The organism is Synechococcus sp. PCC 7335 (assembly GCF_000155595.1).
Classification (GTDB): domain Bacteria; phylum Cyanobacteriota; class Cyanobacteriia; order Phormidesmidales; family Phormidesmidaceae; genus Phormidesmis.
Genome location: NZ_DS989904.1, coordinates 112,134 through 131,485, shown reverse-complemented (window position 1 = coordinate 131,485; position 19,352 = coordinate 112,134). Strand labels below are relative to the sequence as shown.

Here is a 19,352-nt window from a genome sequence, read left to right as displayed (position 1 = left end):
AGTCCCTATCCGACGCGGACCGCCAGTAACCGGCTCAACAGGATCTTCTAACACCTCTAGGAAAACGGCAGTAGGCACACCATAGGTACCGTCTGCGGCCATGCTCTCGACAAAAATGGTGTGTCGCCCCGGTTCAAGTCCAGACGTATCAATTCTAGGAACTTTCAGTCGCTCTACAGTATCATCGAGTGGATTACTCGCAGGCATCAGCTCAAACAGCTCTGTCCCAGGTACCCAAGAAGGCGAATTGAAGCTGTAGCGAGCCCCTGCGATATCTTTGAACTCAGGTAGGTCAATTCCTTCGGTAATCCCTTCTGAGCTGAGGTTGCCATCATCGTAGCGGGTGGCATTAGATCGGATATTAAGTGAGACAGGCACCCCAGCGAATATCGTCGGTCGATCGAGCTTAACGTCTAAAGAGTCAGGTCCTGCTGAAGTGAGATAAGGCTGAAAGGCTGACTTCGCCGCGTAGTAAAGCGCAGGCGTAAACTCGGGTACGATGATGCTTTCAAAATACTCAGGATCTTCAAAAAATTCCGTGCCAAGCTCAATTGTGTAGGCGGCTGTGCCAAAAGTTTCGTATACCCAATCATCAGTTGTCCCATCGGTAGGGTATAGTCCGATTGCCTGTTGAATGTCGTAGGCTTCGCCATCAAGGCCAGTGAAATAGCCAAGCTTTAGGCCCAGATTGCGTAACCCTTCACTATTTGGAGCTGGTTCTTCCGTGTTGCCAAAAGGATAGAGTACTAGATTGCCAAAGCTGTGGACGTCGAGATAAACGCCCGTTGCATCGTCAGGTGCAGGTGCGAATTGGTCTTCAGGCTTTTGGTCTGGGAACAAGTCCAATAGATAGTCGCGAGCGGCCTGTGTTTCAGGTTCAGAAAAAGGAAAGGGCCCACGATAGACAAGAGAGCTAGGATTACCGCTAGAGCCATCAGGGACTTCACCAAAGGCGGAATCGTAGTTGCGGTTTAGATCGACACCGTAAGTAGGGAAAGGAGCCTCTTCTAAGGTTGGATCTGGGTTGGGGTTAGCATTTTTACGCCAAGAATATCCTTGTTCTGCGAATTTGCGTCCGTCTGGGTTGAGAATCGGAACGAGGTGAATTTGAGTATAATCCAATAGCCAAGTGGCTTCTGGGTCGGTGCCATAGCGACTGACCAAATCTTCTGCAAAGCGCGTGACCAGCTCAGTCGTCGTATATTCCCGAGCGTGGATAGCGCCTTGAACGTACAAGATCGGCTTTTCGTAGCCAGGAATATCGGTCTCTTTGTTGGTAAGCTGTAGCGCATAGATATCGTAGCCTTTGGGGCCGCCGGGTGTAGCTTTATCGTAGCTATCGCCAAAATCTACCCAGCTAGCCAGATTAGAATTGTTATCGGCTAGTGATTCTAGATCGCTGAAAGTTTCTTCTACCGTGCGATAGCTAGTGAATCCAGGTATGGTGCTATCTGTGATTTGAACAGAAACATCGTCTACTACAAGGCCATCGTAAGCAGGGTCATCACTAACAACTTCAATCTGGACATTGCTGATTTGGTTTTCGCCTTCATCTAGGTCGTCTGAGACCGCACTCACAACAGATAGCTGCGACTCAGACCAGTTTTGCGGTGTGAATGTAATCGACTCAATATCCTGAAGCTGTTCATCGTCTACTACGAAATTTAGCGTTACATCCGAGCTAGGCCGGCTTTGCAACGCGAATTCAAAGTTTAGAGGATCGGGCACGTTGTCTTCACTGACCCCTACGTCACCGGATGGGAGGATCACGCCTGGCGGCAGATAGTCAACGATTTCGATATTGTCTACAGCCCAAGCGTATGACCAGTCTCCATCGAAACGAAAACGAATCTGCGCCTCTTCACTACCGGCGACGGTATCAGTTAGATCAACCAGCTGAGGGCCGCTGAATTGTCCAGCGCCATCTTCGAGATAAGCGATCTCCCAAGTAGTGCCGCCGTCAGTCGAGGTTTCAATATAGATTTGACTGGCGTACTCTGGGTCGGTGAAGCCAAAGTACCACTGGTCATATTGTAGAAAGGCACCCTGAGCATCGGCAGCGCTAAAAGTAGGAGAGATTAGAGTAGCGCTTTCTTCTACATCATCATCGGAGAGTGCATCACTATCATAGATAGCGACAGGTCCGGCAAACGGATCAGCACTAACGAAGCTGCGATCGCCTGGATTATCGAATCGCCACTGGTCAGTCTCAGGATTTCCTTCGAGCAGAACCTGTGTCCACCCTTGGGGTGGGGTTGCGCCACTAGCACCGTCGAAATTCTCAGAAAACAAAGTTGTAGCTATTTGCTCTGACACTGGAAGACCTCTTGTGGATTTCGCCATACTAAAAGAAACAGATTAAGAAAAATCAGCCTTCCTGTAGATTATTGAGCTGTTCCTTTAAAGACTTCATAACATTATGAGATAGCGCTATCAGGACTTACTTTTGGTATATTCTCTGGTAACTATTGAGTTTGATGACTATTAAGTTTGATGACTATTGAAACAAGTAGGTAAGAGAGGCCGGTGTTCAAACAGATAGCTGTTGTATTTTTGATGGCAACCTGTTCAGCCCAGACGGCTGCGCAGTCTTTTTCGACTTGGCCAACGGGCACCTATCGTTATGTTTCTACTAAGCCTGATGCTCTGTCCACTTTGCTTTTGCGTAAAAGTGGCTCAGCGGTGATCGGTGTTGAGTTGTTCAACAGACGTGAGCTGCCGGCAGTACGCTATTGCTTTCGAGGAGAGGCGAAGGGCGATCGCATCGAGCGCATTACCCGGATTGCCCCACCCTATACTCCCGCTTCAACCTGGGAATCAGGACAGGAGCTAGATCTCACTGAGCTGAGCGTACTGCCGTATGAAATGACTGTTCTCTCTCTAGCTGAACAGACAGCGCTAGAGGACTGTCTGAGTCTTTTTTGGCGATAGGTTTTGGATACAACAATCTGGTTGGGGATCTTTGTTTTAATTCTTCTAAGCGGTTGGCCAAGATGTTCTACTGACTACTTATTCGATTGACTACTGAAGAGATCAATTCTGTGACTTGTGCGCTAACAGGTGTGCACTAATAGAAAGTGAAGATGCTCTGAAGATGAACATTCTCACTTTCTATTAGATCATTAGCTAGACTATTAGCCTGGCTGGACTGTTGAAGAAGATATCAAGCTATGAGCCAGACAAGCCTACTTATTCAGGCTTGTCTATTTCAAGTCCATCTAGTCTCTTTCTGTTACCTATCCAACTAGGTGAGCTTCTAAGAACCATAGACGTTTGTCGATAGTACGAGAGATTTCGACGTAGAGATCGTTTGTATCTTGATCGCCTAGCTCATCTGCTCTGTCAATGCTTTGACGTAAATGCTTGGCGTAGGCGGCGTAGCGATCTGCTAGCGCGGCTACGTGCTCCATTCCACCTACCGCATCGAAGTTGTACTCTGGCAAAATTGACTCGCTAGCAGCTATCCGCACAGTACCCATTGCAGTACCCGCTAATGCAGTGACTCGTTCAGCGACCATGTCACTATATTCTTCTAGCTCGCCTGCCATCTCATCAAATAGTAGATGTAGTTGGTAGAAGTCTTTGCCTTTGACGTTCCAGTGTGCCTGTTTGGTCTGAGTACGTAAGTCGGTCGTAGCGGCTAGCGTACCGTTCAGCATGGCGACGACAGCCTGACGAGTGTCTAGGGGCAAATCAATCCGAGTAGGATAGAAAGCAGTTTTAGATGTGGTTGCAACCATGGTGTCCTCCAGTAGATATAGGAATTGATGAGTTGATGAGCCTTACTTAGGATATAGTTGGATCTTTTTTATGGCGCTCGTCTTTCAATCGATTTAAGCAATTTTGGGGAATCGGGGCCAATCGGGTAAATAGCTCGAGCCTAAGCTAGTAATATGTTTTATTTACTACCTAATCATACTCGTTATGACTTCGTTTTAGCAAGTATTTTCGGCTTCAATGTATAGGGTAATTTATGTGGGCTTCCCTTCTATGGTGAGCTTGCAGTAGAAAGATACTATTTCTGATAAGTATCGGTCTTAATTTCTGATGAGTATTCGCCTTAACTAGTTTGGGCCACATAGCTTGAACAACTTTCTAGCCGCTGTTGATTAAGCATTACGCTACATTCGCTCTAAACCCAGTCAATAGCGATACAATTGCCGATGTACTGACTATGTTTTCACCTTCTACATCTTGTAGAGTCACCTACCTACATTCGAAGCTTTTATGACTGCTGCTGCACCTGCGAAAACACCTGTAGAAAAGAAATATGAAGCTGTTATCGGTCTAGAAACCCACTGTCAGCTGAGTACGGAAACGAAGATCTTCTCGACTAGCTCGGCGGCCTTTGGCGCAGATCCAAACACTTATATCGATCCGGTCACGATGGGCCTGCCAGGTGTGCTGCCGGTATTAAATGAGAAAGTTCTAGAGTATGCGGTTAAAGCAGGACTGGCATTGAACTGCCAGATCGCACCCTATAGTAAGTTTGATCGCAAGCAATATTTCTATCCTGATTTGCCGAAGAACTATCAAATCTCGCAGTTTGATCTGCCGATTGCTGAGCATGGCTGGCTGGAGATTGAACTGGTCAAAGACGGTGAGCCGGTGCGTAAGCGAATTGGAGTCACTCGTTTGCATATGGAAGAAGATGCAGGCAAGCTGGTGCATGCGGGTAGCGACAGTCTGTCTGGCTCTGCTTATTCTTTGGTGGACTATAACCGGGCGGGTGTACCACTGGTGGAAATCGTATCTGAGCCAGATATGCGCTCTGGAGAAGAGGCAGCCGCTTATGCGGAAGAGATTCGGCGGATCATTCGCTATCTAGGTGTAGGTGATGGCAATATGCAGGAAGGCTCGCTGCGTTGCGATGTGAATATTTCGGTGCGTCCGGTCGGCCAGGAAGAATTTGGCACGAAGGTTGAAATCAAGAATATGAATAGCTTTAGCGCGATCGCCAAAGCCATAGACTACGAAATCGAACGCCAAATTGCGGCTGTAGAAGCAGGAGAGCCAATCTACCAAGAGACTCGCTTGTGGGAAGAAGGTCCACAGCGCACTAGAAGCATGCGCTCAAAAGAAGGCTCTAGTGATTACCGCTATTTCCCTGAACCTGACTTGCCGCCGATTGAAGTCTCTGCTGACCAGCTTAGTCAGTGGAAATCCGAGCTGCCCGAGCTGCCTGCCCAAAAGCGAAAGCGCTACGAGGAAGAGATAGGACTGTCGGCTTATGATACTAGGGTGATAGCTGATGATCGCTCGGTAGCTGAGTATTTTGAACGGGCGATCGCGACAGGCGCTTCTAGTAAGCTCGTCGCCAATTGGATCATGGGCGACATTGCTGGCTATCTCAATGCTGAAAAGCTAAGTATTACTGACACTAAGCTATCAGCAGAGGCGCTCGCCGAAATGGTTAAGCTGATTGAAGATGGCACGATCAGCAACAAAATTGGTAAGGATATGCTGCCTGATTTGCTCAAGACAGGTGGATCGCCGAAAGCAATTGTAGAGAGCAAAGGACTTAGCCAAATCTCTAACCCAGCTGAGATTGAAGCGATGATCGATGAAGTGATCGCTGCTCATCCCGATGAGCTGGCCAAGTTTAAAGCTGGAAAAACCAAACTCAAAGGCTTCTTTGTTGGTCAGGTGATGAAGCGCACGGGGGGAAGAGCCGATCCCAAGCTAACCAATCAGCTGCTAGGCAAAAAGCTCAACGCCTGACGAACCAGTCGCTTAATTCTAAATTGTGATAGTTAGATCTACTGAGAAGCTGAGCTTCTCAGCCTGCATTCTAGTATACGGACACGAATCCGTATAATTTATAAGAAGCAGTGGGTGATACCCCTCATCCCATATGTCATAATGTGTGCATGTAGATGCACCCTGATGGTAGGGAGAGCCTGAAATGGCTCTCCTATTTTCTTTTAGTCTCTTTTATGGCTGACATCACCTTTGAGCGGGTCTATCTCTGTTATACCTTTCGTATATATCTTCCTTGAAGGTCTAGAAGCCTAGATCAGCGATCGCGCCCTCCGCTGCTCGAAATACCATCTCGTCAGGCATCTCCGTCCAATTTGTATCTGCGATCTCTTTATAGAACTGTTCGTCATAAGGCCGGGTCCTAACAACTACCGGCATCGGTACTGCGTGACCTAGCAATAGCGCCTGCTGTTTGGAATCTAGCTTTGCTAGTACCGAGCGCAAGCTTTGTCCGCCTGAGACGCCTGTGAAGATCGCGTCAATGTCTTTTTCGTCATTCAGCAGCGCTGTGATTCTTGTCCCTACTTGAGACATTACCTCATTGTCGATTCCTGAAGGTCTTTGATCGACTACCAGCAGCGTCACAAAATACTTTCGCATCTCTCTTGCAATCACGCCAAAGATAGTTTGTCTAGCTGTTGCCGGGTCCAAGAATCGATGAGCCTCTTCAATAGTGATCACCAGCGGCTGAGGCCGATCAGCCGGATTTTTGCTCTGTAAGAAACGGTCAGCCTTGCGTACATAGCTAGCGTGAATCCGCCGAGCAATCACGTTGGTTGCTAGCATGTAAGAAAGCATGTTGCTTTGCGATCCAAACTCAATTACTACGTGCTTACCGGCGTCGATAGTCTCAAGAATCTGATTTACGTAGTTGTATGGACAGCTACTCCGAATGTATTTCAGTTCTGCTAAACGGGTTAGCTTTCGCTGCAAAGCCATGATAGAAGATTTGCTACCCATCTTCACTTCGCAGAATTCTTGTATCTCTTCGTTGCTTAGCTGTAACAGTCTATTTATCCAACTGTTACCAAATTCATTACGCAAGATAATTGCATTTTCCAAGCTGGCTTCAGATAAATTAAGCTCGCGGCTAATTAGCATCAAATCTTCTACATCAATCTGATCGAAGCTAATATAAAGCTCTTGAGCATCGGTTACCCCGCGGCGCTTTGTCGATTCAGGATCTAGTGTGAATATCTGTACCTGACCTGGAAATAGCTGACGTAACCCTTTAACTGTGCTAAATTCTTTGCCTTCGCTGACTGCTTCCCAACCGTATTCCGAATGCATATCGAAGATTAAGTTGACCGCTGCCTGTTTGCGAATAATTCCTGAGAGAATCAGGCGAGTTAAGAAGGACTTACCGGTGCCTGATTTGCCAAAGATGCCATTGCTACGCTCGACAAACCGATCGAGATCGATGCAGATAGGCACGTTCATATCAATTGGCTGACCAATCGCAAAGTTGCGCCGATGTACATCATCTTCCCAACCAAACACCGCCCTGAAGTCTCTTTCTGAGGCATCATAAGCCTGGCTAAAATGGCCGGGAATTGTCTTTACTGGCAGTAGCTGCAGTGGCGCACTTGAGTTAGCTTCATAAGATGCCAGACTACCCGCACTAGCGCTGTAGTTAGGTGAATTCTCATGGGTAGATTCAAAAGATCGTTTTGCAGCCGACGACTGGGCAGAGTCTTCATTTGGCGTAAACATCAGCATCGGTGTTAGATCGACCGTACCGTAGGTGCCTGAGCCTGCTAAGACTTCTTGCAAAAAGATATTATTAGGTGCCGGAGGGCTAGCGACAATTCGTTGGCTAGCCATGCCTAAGGCTACATCGGTGAGCATGCAGAAGAAACGCGATCGCACACCCTGTACCACCAGGAACTTACCCACTCGCATTTCTTCAACTAGCACATCTGGATGCAGTCGAACTTCGAGCCCCTTGCTCAAGGAGCCCTGAATGACCGACCCTAACGGACGCAGCTCTCGCATGTCTAAATACCTTCTGGCCCTGCAGCCTAGAATCAGTAAACTCTAGATAATGGGCTTATGGTAACGGAAAGCGCTCGCTTAGTACATGGGTTCTTTCAGTGAAAGGTAGCGCTTTCGTTGAAAAACTGTTTAGAAGAGTTAGAAGAGCCGTTTAGAACTGAATGCCTACGCCCCCTTGTACGGCTGTGTTCGTATCACCTCCAACCGGGATGACTGCATTACCAAAGACGACTAGCCGGTTGTTAGTGAAGGCATAGTCAGCGCCGGGCTGCAAGACGAAGCTGGTGCCATCGCCCATCACAGAACCGTCAGTAGCAAAGGCCACTCCAGCCCCGAGATATACGTCTAAGTTGAAGTTGACTGGATAGTCATAAGAAACGGTGGGAACAAAGGCGGATCCATCTCCTAAAAAGGCTGCGCCTCGGATAGAAATAGGGAGTTCTAGAATGCTGTAGCGACCATTAATAGAAACGCCTATCTCACCATCTCCAAAGGCGCCACCAATTCCGATATAGCTACCGTAGGCAGCTTGAGCTTTAGCGACTGTCGGAGTAGAAAGAGCGATCGCTAGACCACCGACTAGCGCCCCTATTGCCGCTCTAGTCAGACGGCTGCTGAATCGAGTGATCATTTAATCTTCCTCACAGTTGTATTTGTGGTAAATCAAGCGTGCAGTAAATCAAGCTACAGGGCGTGGAACGTAGAAGCATTCCGTCAATCTCGAACTGACTTATCGCACGTAATAATCTACCACGGAGGCAGCAGTCAAGCGATAGAAGAAAGATATTAACTGCAAAGAGTCTGGGCTATAGGATCTGCGATAAGAACGCCTGACTTCTTTCTTCTTTAGGATTGTTGAAAAATTCTTCTGGTGTGTTTTCTTCTACCAAGACGCCACCATCCATCAGCACTACTCGATCAGCAACTTCCCTAGCGAAGCCTACTTCATGGGTTACACACACCATCGTCATTCCATCTTCGGCAAGATTACGCATAACGTCAAGGACTTCACGTACCATCTCAGGATCAAGGGCTGAGGTGGGTTCATCAAACAGCATGACTTTTGGCTGCATGGCTAATGAGCGGGCGATCGCAACGCGTTGCTGCTGCCCACCTGACATCTGACCAGGAAACTTATAGGCTTGCTCAGCAATGCCCACTCTATCTAGCAACCGCATAGCGATCTCTTCTGCTTTGGCCTTTGGCCATCGCCGCACCCAAATTGGTGCTAACGTGACATTTTGCAATACGGTTAGATGCGGGAACAAATTGAACTGCTGGAACACCATACCGACTTCCCGGCGCACGGCTTCAATGTCTTTAAGATCGTTAGCAATTCGCACGCCATCAATATCAATACTGCCTTCTTGATAGGGCTCTAGTGCATTGAACGTGCGGATAAACGTTGATTTACCTGAGCCTGAAGGGCCCATGACCACAACCACTTCGCCCTTGTAGACATTCATGCTGACGCCTTTAAGGACGTGGAAGCCATTGTCGTACCACTTGTTTACGTCTTTGGCGACAATTACCGCCTCTGCACCCACAGAATTACGGGACACAGCAGGCGTTTGAATTTCAGATTGAGTCATCACAAAAGGTCCTCTAGGCCAACAAAATCAACATTATCGCAGGTCGGTATTCAGTGCTGCTTCTACCCGGCGGCTGCCATAGCTCATTCCGTAGCAGAACACCCAGTAGATTACTCCGATAAAGACATAGGCAGGGGCAAAATCACCCAGATAGTTCGGGTTAGCAAGTAGGTTTCGGGTGATGCCCAATAGTTCTAGCAATCCCACAATGCCTAGCAGTGTCGTATCTTGGAACAGACTGATAAACTGGCCTACAATCGCCGGAATCGCGGTCTTTAGCGCCTGTGGTAGCACGATTAGGGCCATTGTCAGCGGTTTGTTCAATCCCAAAGATTGAGCTGCTTCACCTTGGCCTTGAGGCACGGACTGCAGTCCGGCCCGAACGTTCTCAGCTAGGTAAGCCGCACTAAAAATAGTTAGGCCGATAATGGCTCGAACTACTGGATCTGGTCGCATACCCTCTGGTAAGAACAGGGGGATCAGTACCTGTCCCATAAATAGAATAGAAATTAGTGGAACGCCTCGTACCAGCTCAATATAGGTGACCGAGAACATCCGAATCAGCGGTAGCTTACTCCGCCGACCTAGTGCTAGCAAAACACCCGCCGGGAAGCAAAGGGCAATACCACTGATAGCCAAAAACAAAGTCAGCGTTAGACCGCCCCAAGAATTTGTCCGCACCGTTTCTAGGCCAAACTCTAGACCAAGCATAGCGGGTAGCCAACCCATCAAAACGAACACACCGGCAAAGCCTATCAAGAACAGCGCAATCCTACCAATGTTCTCAAGCGTCTGCGAGTCTGAGAAAACCCAGATTAAGGCGACACCGAGCAAGATGCCAACAATTCTCATTACCCACAAAAAGACTGGGTAGCTAAGCACAGCACCCAAAACTGGGAAGAAGATGTTACCTAAGACGTAGTAGCCCAGGCAAAAGCCAGCAGCCAGCAGGGCCAGCCTACCTAGCCACTGCGTCAGTATCGGCATGGCAAGCCGAGAAGCCAGCTGCCAACCAACAAGTAATCCTAAGCCAATTTGGAAAAGAACGGCATAGAGCAGGCTCTGTGTAAACGCGTTGCCCCCTAGCAAATACAGCACGACAAAGTAAGAAATAAACCACCCAGCAGAAATGAACTGCGGCGCTTTAGAGAAGTTGCGGCCTACTTGCTGACCAGCGATCGCCCCTACAGCCAGTAAGGCCAAACTACCTAGTGAATAGACTAGATATGGTCTGGTCATTGGCAAGAGGATCAGCAACAGCACAGCTATTCCAAACCCAATTAGAACAGGCGGCGAGAACAGCTGCTTTTGATTACGCGCAAGAATTCCCCAGCTCACGCCTGCTAAGGCTAATACCAAAGCAAAGATGGTCCATACCCGCCAGTAAAACTCGGGGGGATATAGCCCCACCATATACTGAGCGAAGTTCTCAGTGACCACTGCCCAGGGAGCCTGAATAAAGGCCCAGGTCAACATGCTATAGAGTGCGTAGATGATTACGCCACCTAGCACAATGGTGATAACACTGTTAAATGGACTGTTGAACAGATGCTTTTGAGTCCAGACGAGCGGTCCTGTTCTTTGGACTCGGGGTGCGCCACGTTCGATCGGTCTAGAACTGAGGGTCATGGGTTAGCGCTCCTGTCTTAACGTTCTTTGAATTGAACGGCTTTGTTGAGCTGATTCATATTTAGAGAGATCAGCAAGTTGAGTGTGAGATAGGTAGCCATCATCATTAGGAACACTTCGATGGGTTTACCTGTCTGGTTGAATGTGGTGTTGGCGAGGTTGTATAGCTCAGGGTAGCCAACGGCAAAGGCCAAACTCGAATTCTTAGCAAGGTTGGCAAATTCGCTATTGAGCGGAGGAAGCAATACTCGCAAAGACTGGGGAAAGACAACGAGCCTCATAGCTTTGTCGTTAGTCAGTCCAACTGAACGTGCGGCTTCCCACTGACCACGCGGTACCGATTGGATGCCTGCGCGCACAATCTCAGCGATGAAAGCGCCGGTATAGAAAGTCAGGCCTGTGACAGAGGCAACGTAGTTTACTGACATGGTTAGACCGCCACTGGCTCGCCCTGCTTCTGAGAGTTGAGGAGCATTCCAGTTGAAGGCGAATACTAAAATAGCTAGAGCAGCAATGCCAATCGCAATCATTACACCCATCAACAGCTTGCCATCGCTGCCGTCTTCAACCATAGACTTCAAACGGATTCTCCAAATCACGAAGATAGCAACTATGGCTACTGCCAGAGCGATTACCCAAAGCCCTTCTGGGTTGGTAAATAGCGCAATAATCGCCCCTTTGAAGAACAACATATCTTCTGAAGAATTACTCATCAGTAGAAAGTAATCTACGACCACCACCGCGACAATGACCGCTGCTGCGCCCAAGCGCTCAAGCCAACCGGCAATACCGGCTGCAAACCGTCCATATCGAAATTTGTTGATTGAGTTCCACAGCAGGCCAAACAGCAAAAATGCTAGTCCCAACAACATCAGTGCAATCCAGACTTCACCAGGTAGCCCTGGTCCTGGCAGACTAACGTTTCTGTTGTTTGCGACTATCAAAGGGAGGCTTGGATTAGGAAAAACGATTTGGTTCGCTTCAGTCGGTATCGCTAAGAAAACGGCCGAATACCAAAAAACGAGCTGTAGCAACAAGGGCACATTACGCACTAGGCCGACGTAGGTTCGACTAATTTTGTGCAATAGCCAGTTATCTGAAAAGCTAGCGACGCCTGCAGCCACACCGACGATTGTCGCCGTGATAATGCTGACAAAGATCAGTCTTAAGGAGTTGACGATACCCGCCTGAATTACTTTGGCGTACGAGTCTTGAGTCTCGTAACCCAGCATGTTTTCGCCGATACCAAAGCCAGCTGGATTTTGTAGGAAACCAAAGCTGAACTCTGTGCCTTGACGCCGTAAGTTTTGAGAAAGATTGCCAAACAGATAAGAAAAAGTGAGAATCACAGCGATAGTCACAATTACTTGGAAGGCAATCTGCCAGAATCTTTCATCTCTAAGTAGCGATCGCAAGCCAGAAGTAGGCTTGGTTGAGCGTTGTGCCATAGTCTTTAATCAATCAACAATTACGTTGCTATCTAGATGACAGCGTTTCTAGCAGCGTTCTGTCTGTGCTTTATCTTTGTTTGGCGTTTTGGCTATGTCTGTACTGATCGTTTGTATATCGTGTTTTAGCGATGATGGCCCCAACTTAGAGGCAACTATGCAGTAAAACAAGACGACATTCCGTCTCATCGTTTACAAAAGTAGATGCTTTGCGGTGTAGAAACTGTCAAGTCTCACTAGTCTCTTCGGCGCCATTTTTCTCTGTCATCCGAGACAATTAGTATGGATATCATAATCCCTTCGTACCAACAACTTAGGCCCGATACGAAACGTATTATTTGTTCCTAATACATTGGTCTTAAACAAGTAAACGCAGGGGACCAAAATACCTGGCCACCTGCGCTCATCGGTCGCAAGAGTATCTAGCTATATCAACCTAGCTATATCAACGAATTAGCGGAAGGGAGGAGAATAGAGTAATCCACCCTCAGACCATAAAGCATTCTGACCGCGAGCTAGTGCGAACTGTGATCCTTCACCGAGGTTGCGCTCATAGATTTCGCCATAGTTACCGACATGCTTGATAGCGCGAAGGGCAAAATCATTAGGCAGACCCATATCCGAACCTAATGTGCCTTCTTCGCCAGCGAATCGCCTGATAGTTGGATCTTCGGTAGAGGCTACGGTCTCCTCGATATTTTCGGAAGTCAATCCCAACTCCTCGCCCTCAATTAAGGCGTAGGTTACCCACTTGACTGTGTCAAACCAAGCAGAGTCATTGTTGATTGTTAAAGGTCCTAAAGGCTCTTTTGACATCGTCACATCTAGCAGAACATGCTCATCGGGGTTAGTGAGCGTGCTTCGACGGGCAATCAGCTGAGACTTATCGGAAGTCATTCCTTCACAGCTACCTGCTTCGTACGCTGCATAGGCTGCGTCCGCATCCTGGAAAGTCTGTGGCTCAAAACTAACGCCTAGCTGACGCATCTGGTCAGCAAGATTAAGCTCAGTTGTGGTACCGGCTTCTACACAAACCGATCGCCCTTCAAAATCGCTAAGCTCAGCAATGCCATCCGCCTCACGCACCAGCATACCCTGACCGTCATAGAACGTGGTTGGGCCGAACTCCATGCCAACTGAGGTATCCCGGCTAAGTGTCCAGGTAGTATTCCGAGAGAGCATATCGACTTCGCCACCTTTTAAAGCTTCGAAGCGCTCTGTCGAATCAAGGTTGCGATAAACCACCTGTTCAGGATCGTCAAACAGCGCGGCAGCGACTGCTTTACAAACATCAACGTCTAAGCCAGAGTAAGCTCCTGCTTCTACGAAACTGAAACCGGGAATACCACCGTCTACACCACAAATTAGCTCGCCGCGATCTAGGACGGTTTGTAAACGGCTGCCAGAACTGCCGACTGCATCGCCATCAGCATCTGCCTCCCCTGGCGCTCCTCCTGGCGCCGCACAGCTAACTAATGCCACTACACTCATGCTCGCTGTGAGCATCAAACTCCATTTTTTCATATCTAAATTCACGCACTTGCGATACAAGGAACTCAAATGGCCTGATGGGCTGTCGATGCAATAAAGGTATCAATCATTACATCTAGCACTGTATCTATTAGAACTAGAGAAGGACACCGTAGTGCATCTAAACAACCTACCCGGCGGTAATTGCGCTCAACAGTATCATCTTTTCCACAGGGATAATCAGTACTTGAGGCTACGGTCTTGTTCTCCGTAGCCTCTAGATATCAGTGCGCAAAAGGCTCAAGCGGCCTATGAGATAGACTTTCCGCAGTTTTGTGGCGTAAATTACAAATGTGTTATCTAGTGCGTTATCTAGCAGTGATGTGTTTACCTATGGTGCTTGAGGACGAGTTACGAACTCAGCCTAGGGTCAGCTGGTTGTATGAATGCTATAACCGCGTTAGTGATTGGTAGCGGTTGTTAAAGAATATCGTTCTAAAGAAAATGTAACGTCAAGCCTGCTGTGACAAGTCTCGAATCAGTGGAATGCGAGTTTGGATGTACTGATTGACGGTAGGCAAATTGCGTGGATCAAAAGTGGGATCGGCTTTAAGAATATCCACAATCCACTTTGAGACGCTAGAGTCGTCTAGAGAGGCGAGGCGTTGGTTTGGAGAAGCTGCGAGGATGGACCAGAATTGACGTAGAAGACGAATATCCATACGTTGAAACCTTTATATTGTCTTTATATTTAGCGCATACTGAGCTGGCTAGACGAGGACTCACACTTTAAAACATCGTTCTTAACAGCGGTGTTACTTCTGTTACATCGCTTCATTTTGCAGCGATAAGGAACTCAGAAAACTCTGCCTTTGTATGAATGCACTGACACATAAATCATACAGCCTTTATTAAGTGATTCAAGGTCGCGATCGCCCCGTTCGTAGTCTGCCCACTCACGCTGAAAACCATTGATTCGCCATAGACTCTTTGCGCTGGATGAGTAAGCATATTTGCGGCCCCGCTTGATGCAATCACTGCAGCTTGAGTGCAAGTATTCATTAGAGTGATTGCCTCTCCTCTGAAGGCTAGCTTTTGCTCATAGGCGCTGCTAGGTAAGGCCTCTATCTTAGATAAGTGCGTTTGAAACCAGCTAAGTCTAAGTCTAAGCTGCATCACAATATCATGATCGATGTTTCGCCGATTTAATGACTGTCCTAATACATCTATACCTGCCTCAGTACACCCTAGGATCAATCCAAGTGGGCTTAAGGGACTGGCGCGATCTCGCTCTTCAATCCAAACTTTCGGCCTATGTCCGACAAGCTGCGCGGCCGGTAGAATCCAATCTTCTATCTGCACCGCTACCGTGTTCATCGATGACATGGCTGCGAGTGGCATCGGTTCACCAACAACAATTCTTTGATCTTCAACTGTTTGTGTCACTAGCGGTATCAAGCCGAATACCACCGAACCATCCGCCAAAACGGCAGCTCCAACAAATTCGCTAAACAGCCCTGCCCCTGTCACCCAAGGCACCTCTCCATTGAGCCGATAGCCATCGGAGATGGGCTCTGCTCGTAAAGGTGACGGTCGACGTCGCAGTTGAGAAAAGCCCACCCCGATGCGTCGATCGCCAGTAGTCATTTTGGGCAAGTACTTTGGTTTGAGAGCCTCGTTGCTGCCACTTTGGATCAAGCTAGCAGCACTCTGATGCTGAGTCTGAAGAAAAGCCAGGGCCCCAGAACGGCGGGCGATCGCGCCTTGAAACTGCCAATATTCGTGGTTGTCTAAGCCCAGTCCCTGGCTTTTCGCCAATGAGCTTGAGACACTACCATCAGACAATTTGGAACAAGATTCAGACAGCTTGGGCGCTAGCCAACCCTTTGCACCGAGCGCCAAGAAAGCCGAAAATAGTCTATCTGACTCACGATCTAGCTGCTGCGCGATCGGAGCGACCTGATCAGACAAATGCGTTTCTAAAGCGTCCAGCTTGGCACTTGGTTTGGGCTTATCAATGGCGGTGTCGATTGAGAAAGGCATGAACAGGCTTGCTATTTGGTCGGCTGAATCACTTTGACTATGATAAAGACCAGAGAAGACTTCTGTATCTCTTATGAGCTTTTACTGCTTATGAACCTGCTGTGTATTAGTAACGGCCATGGTGAAGACGTCATTGCCGTACGTATCTTAGGTGCTATTCACCAGCAGAACCCAGAGGTTAGCCTTTGTGCCCTACCTATTAGCGGCAGTGGCAGCGCTTATCATCGGGCCAACATTCCGACTATTGGCAAAGCAAACGCGCTTCCCTCTGGTGGATTTCTCAACCGAGACCCAAAGCAGCTCGGTAGAGATCTCAGCGGAGGGCTAATCCCCCTTACTCAATCTCAGCTATCTGCTATCAGAAACTGGGCGCAAGTTCCGTCTGTATATAAAGGGCGTCCCTCCAGTTCTTCTACCCATCAACGACACGTACTTGCAGTCGGCGACATCGTGCCACTACTTTTCGCGTACTATAGCGGCCTATCCTATAGCTTTCTAGGCACAGCCAAATCAGAGTACTGGCTACGAGACGAGACGAGAAAGCATCCACCAGTCAAATTCTTGGATCGTCTAGAAGGCTGGTCTGGCTCAGTATACCTACCCTGGGAACGCTGGCTGATGGCCCACCATCGCTGCTGCAACCTCTTTGTACGCGATGAATTTACCGCGACCTGCCTATTACAGCTAGGTCTATCTGCTCAATACGTCGGTAACCCGATGATGGATAGCCTCTTACCTACCGGCACACTACCTCCGCTGATAGAACAACAAGACTCAGATGCCCTAACCATTTTGCTACTACCTGGTTCTCGGCCACCCGAAGCCTACGAAAACTGGAGCCGCATAGTGGCAACTCTCCCTAGTCTGGCACGGACGTTCCCCCATAGGTCATTGACACTACTTGGTGCGATCGCACCTACCCTTTCCCAAGCCAAACTCATCGCCTCCCTACCACATGGATGGGTCCCAATAGATAGCACTCAATCTATCTACCGTAACCAGAACATCACCCTACTACTCACTAACGCCTACAACGATTGTCTGCACAAAGCCGAAATTGCGATCGCCACCGCAGGCACCGCCACCGAGCAATTCGTCGGCTTAGGCAAGCCCGCCATCACCCTTCCCGGCAACGGCCCTCAATTTACCAAAGCCTTCGCTACCGTCCAGGCAAAAATGCTAGGCCCATCCATTCAGATGATAGAGAACGTAGATGAAGTAGGAGATGCGATCATCCAACTCATCCAAGATCCAGAACGCCTTCAGCTAATTTGCCAAAACGGTAAACAGAGAATGGGCAAACCCGGTGCCAGCGAAAGAATAGCAGCGAAGGTACTAGAAACGATGAGCGATGAATCAAAGATAACAAGAAACGCCCTGTACAATATATAGACCTCCAGCCGAGTACACCAAGGCATCCGACCGGACACTCCCTTTCGGGGGGTTTGGGGGAGCTTGGGCCCCCAAGCGGGATATTGAGCATCCAAGCAGAGGAGGGGGTTTGGGGAGGAAATCCCCAATTCTTGTCGCCTTTCTTGTTTCCTCATAGTCGCATCCAACTATAGAAATGATCACCTTAACCAACCTCACCACAGCGCAGCCAACCCTAACAGAACTCGCCCAACAAACCCAACAAGCCGCCCGCGAACTTGCCCAACTCTCCAGCGAGCAAAAAAACGCGATTATCAACGCGATCGCCCAATCCCTAGAAACCGCAGCTCCTGATATCGTCACCGCCAACCAAAAAGATCTTGACGCCGCCCTTACCAGCAACCTAGCCAAACCCCTTTACGGTCGTTTAAAGCTAGACCCTATCAAACTCAACGGTGCCATCCAAGGCGTCCGCAGCGTTGCCGAATTACCCGATCCGACCGGAGAATTAGACCTTCATCGCGAACTCGATCAAGGTCTAATTCTCAAACGCATCGGCGTTCCCCTGGGCGTCCTCGGCATCATCTTTGAATCTCGCCCCGACGCCGTCATGCAAATTTCCACCCTCGCCATCAAATCCGGCAACGGCGTGATATTAAAAGGCGGACGCGAAGCCATTCATTCCTGCACCGCTCTCGTCAAAGCCATTCGCCAAGGCATCACCGACGCCGGAGCTAACCCCAACGCTGTCCAGCTTCTGACCACCCGCGAAGAAACCAACGCTCTTTTATCTCTTGATAAATACGTCGATCTCATCATCCCCCGCGGCTCGAACCAGTTCGTTCAATACGTACAAGCCAACACCAAAATTCCCGTTCTCGGTCACGCCGACGGCATCTGTCATCTATATGTAGACAGCGCCGCCGATATTGAGCAAGCCGCTCGCATCGCCGTTGATGCCAAAGCTGGTTATCCTTCTGCCTGCAACGCAATCGAAACCTTGTTGATTCACCAAGAGATTGCTAACAAAGCTTTGCCTACTCTAGCCGAAGCTCTCCAGCTAGAAGGCGTAGAACTGCGGGGGGACGATAGAACCTGTCAGATTTTATCGGGGATCAAGGTTGCTGATGAAGAAGACTGGTCAACAGAATATAGTGATTTGATTTTAGCTGTGCGGGTAGTGGACTCCGTCGAAGCAGCCATTGAGCATATCAATACCTATGGGTCACGGCATACGGAGGCGATCGCCACCACCGATCAAACTACCGCCAATACCTTCATGACTCAAGTCGATGCCGCAGGCGTCTACCACAACTGCTCCACTCGCTTTGCCGACGGCTTCCGTTACGGCTTCGGCGCAGAAGTCGGCATCAGCACCCAAAAAATGCCCCCACGCGGCCCCGTCGGACTAGAAGGACTCGTCACCTATAAGTATCAGCTTCTCGGTAACGGCCATATTGTTGCAACCTACTCCGGCGCTGACGCAAGACCCTTTACACACAAAGATCTGTAGGCTGCTAAATTATGTATGGACATGGCATTTGAATTCGACGAAAACAAAAGTCTGTCCAATAAGGCGAAGTATGGTATCGACTTCATAGAGGCTCAAAGCCTCTGGCAAGATAAGTCTCGACTTGAGGTACCTGCTCGAACCGAAGATGAGTTCCGATTCACTGTGATTGCCAAAGTCAACTTCAAAATGTGGGCGGCAGTGATCACCTATCGTGACAAGGACATTAGAATCATTTCAGTCCGTCGGGCTCGCAAGCGTGAGGTTGAACTATATGAAAGCAGCAGATTTTGACAGAAAGTTTGACGAGAACGAAGAAGACATTATAGAGGACTTAGATCTTTCACGAGCAAAGCGACCTGGACAGCAGCAACAGCGAATTAACGTAGACTTTCCTGATTGGATGATAGAAGCGTTAGACCGAGAGGCGAACCGCATAGGCATGTCCCGGCAGTCTGTTATTCAAGTTTGGATCGCAGAACGGCTTGAAAAAGTTCATAGTCATCAATAGTCATTCGGCTATTCAATGCTATC

Annotated in this window: 16 protein-coding genes; 6 read left to right on the top strand and 10 right to left on the bottom strand. The window is 48.6% G+C overall.

Translation table 11 applies throughout. The annotated features are described in order from the left end of the window. The coding region (locus S7335_RS25585) for a M14 family zinc carboxypeptidase (protein ID WP_227499920.1) at positions 1 to 2,316 on the bottom strand (2,316 nt) is incomplete at its 3' end. 240 nt (positions 2,317 to 2,556) lie between these two features. Between S7335_RS25585 and S7335_RS00555 the strand changes: the two genes are divergently transcribed. Then, positions 2,557 to 2,931, top strand: coding sequence for a hypothetical protein (locus S7335_RS00555; RefSeq protein WP_227499919.1), 375 nt, complete (start codon positions 2,557 to 2,559; stop codon positions 2,929 to 2,931). Positions 2,932 to 3,236: 305 nt separating this feature from the next. Here S7335_RS00555 and dps read toward each other — a convergent pair whose 3' ends face one another. Then, positions 3,237 to 3,740 carry a DNA starvation/stationary phase protection protein Dps gene (gene dps / locus S7335_RS00550; protein ID WP_006456946.1) on the bottom strand — a complete coding sequence of 168 codons (504 nt, stop codon included), beginning with the start codon at positions 3,738 to 3,740 and terminating at the stop codon, positions 3,237 to 3,239. 487 nt (positions 3,741 to 4,227) lie between these two features. Between dps and gatB the strand changes: the two genes are divergently transcribed. Beyond that, the gene (gene gatB / locus S7335_RS00545) at positions 4,228 to 5,721 is read left to right on the top strand and encodes an Asp-tRNA(Asn)/Glu-tRNA(Gln) amidotransferase subunit GatB (protein WP_006453880.1); all 1,494 of its coding nucleotides are present in this window, start codon (positions 4,228 to 4,230) and stop codon (positions 5,719 to 5,721) included. A gap of 282 nt (positions 5,722 to 6,003) precedes the next feature. Here gatB and S7335_RS00540 read toward each other — a convergent pair whose 3' ends face one another. From S7335_RS00540 to S7335_RS00505, 8 genes are all read right to left on the bottom strand, one after another. Continuing rightward, the gene (locus S7335_RS00540) at positions 6,004 to 7,755 is read right to left on the bottom strand and encodes an ATP-binding protein (protein ID WP_006457112.1); all 1,752 of its coding nucleotides are present in this window, start codon (positions 7,753 to 7,755) and stop codon (positions 6,004 to 6,006) included. A 151-nt stretch (positions 7,756 to 7,906) separates the two neighbouring features. Next, positions 7,907 to 8,386, bottom strand: a complete 480-nt coding sequence (locus S7335_RS00535; protein WP_006456707.1) for a hypothetical protein — start codon at positions 8,384 to 8,386, stop codon at positions 7,907 to 7,909. Positions 8,387 to 8,561: 175 nt separating this feature from the next. Then, positions 8,562 to 9,347 (bottom strand): amino acid ABC transporter ATP-binding protein, encoded by a 786-nt coding sequence (locus S7335_RS00530; protein ID WP_006455491.1) that lies wholly within the window; start codon positions 9,345 to 9,347, stop codon positions 8,562 to 8,564. Positions 9,348 to 9,380: 33 nt separating this feature from the next. Further along, positions 9,381 to 10,976: an amino acid ABC transporter permease gene (locus S7335_RS28690; protein ID WP_006454444.1), complete on the bottom strand. Its 1,596-nt coding sequence runs from the start codon at positions 10,974 to 10,976 to the stop codon at positions 9,381 to 9,383. Positions 10,977 to 10,993: 17 nt separating this feature from the next. After that, positions 10,994 to 12,424: an amino acid ABC transporter permease gene (locus S7335_RS00520; protein WP_006454788.1), complete on the bottom strand. Its 1,431-nt coding sequence runs from the start codon at positions 12,422 to 12,424 to the stop codon at positions 10,994 to 10,996. A 453-nt stretch (positions 12,425 to 12,877) separates the two neighbouring features. Then, positions 12,878 to 13,948: an amino acid ABC transporter substrate-binding protein gene (locus S7335_RS00515; RefSeq protein ID WP_038015324.1), complete on the bottom strand. Its 1,071-nt coding sequence runs from the start codon at positions 13,946 to 13,948 to the stop codon at positions 12,878 to 12,880. 458 nt (positions 13,949 to 14,406) lie between these two features. Then, positions 14,407 to 14,616, bottom strand: a complete 210-nt coding sequence (locus tag S7335_RS00510) for a hypothetical protein (RefSeq protein ID WP_006453538.1) — start codon at positions 14,614 to 14,616, stop codon at positions 14,407 to 14,409. A gap of 175 nt (positions 14,617 to 14,791) precedes the next feature. Beyond that, positions 14,792 to 15,937: an acyl-CoA dehydrogenase family protein gene (locus S7335_RS00505; protein ID WP_006453441.1), complete on the bottom strand. Its 1,146-nt coding sequence runs from the start codon at positions 15,935 to 15,937 to the stop codon at positions 14,792 to 14,794. A 39-nt stretch (positions 15,938 to 15,976) separates the two neighbouring features. Between S7335_RS00505 and S7335_RS00500 the strand changes: the two genes are divergently transcribed. The 4 genes from S7335_RS00500 (at position 15,977) to brnA (ending at position 19,329) form a co-directional block, all read left to right on the top strand. Continuing rightward, positions 15,977 to 17,329 carry a lipid-A-disaccharide synthase-related protein gene (locus S7335_RS00500; protein WP_227499918.1) on the top strand — a complete coding sequence of 451 codons (1,353 nt, stop codon included), beginning with the start codon at positions 15,977 to 15,979 and terminating at the stop codon, positions 17,327 to 17,329. A 175-nt stretch (positions 17,330 to 17,504) separates the two neighbouring features. Continuing rightward, complete coding sequence (locus S7335_RS00495) at positions 17,505 to 18,821, top strand: glutamate-5-semialdehyde dehydrogenase (protein WP_006455716.1); 1,317 nt, start codon at positions 17,505 to 17,507, stop codon at positions 18,819 to 18,821. Between the two features lie 21 nt (positions 18,822 to 18,842). Further along, positions 18,843 to 19,112: a BrnT family toxin gene (locus S7335_RS00490; RefSeq protein ID WP_006453541.1), complete on the top strand. Its 270-nt coding sequence runs from the start codon at positions 18,843 to 18,845 to the stop codon at positions 19,110 to 19,112. Continuing rightward, on the top strand, positions 19,093 to 19,329 hold the full coding sequence (brnA, locus tag S7335_RS00485; RefSeq protein WP_006457050.1) for a type II toxin-antitoxin system BrnA family antitoxin: 237 nt from the start codon (positions 19,093 to 19,095) through the stop codon (positions 19,327 to 19,329). The genes S7335_RS00490 and brnA overlap by 20 nt, the downstream gene beginning before the upstream one ends. The last annotated feature ends 23 nt before the right edge of the window (positions 19,330 to 19,352 follow it).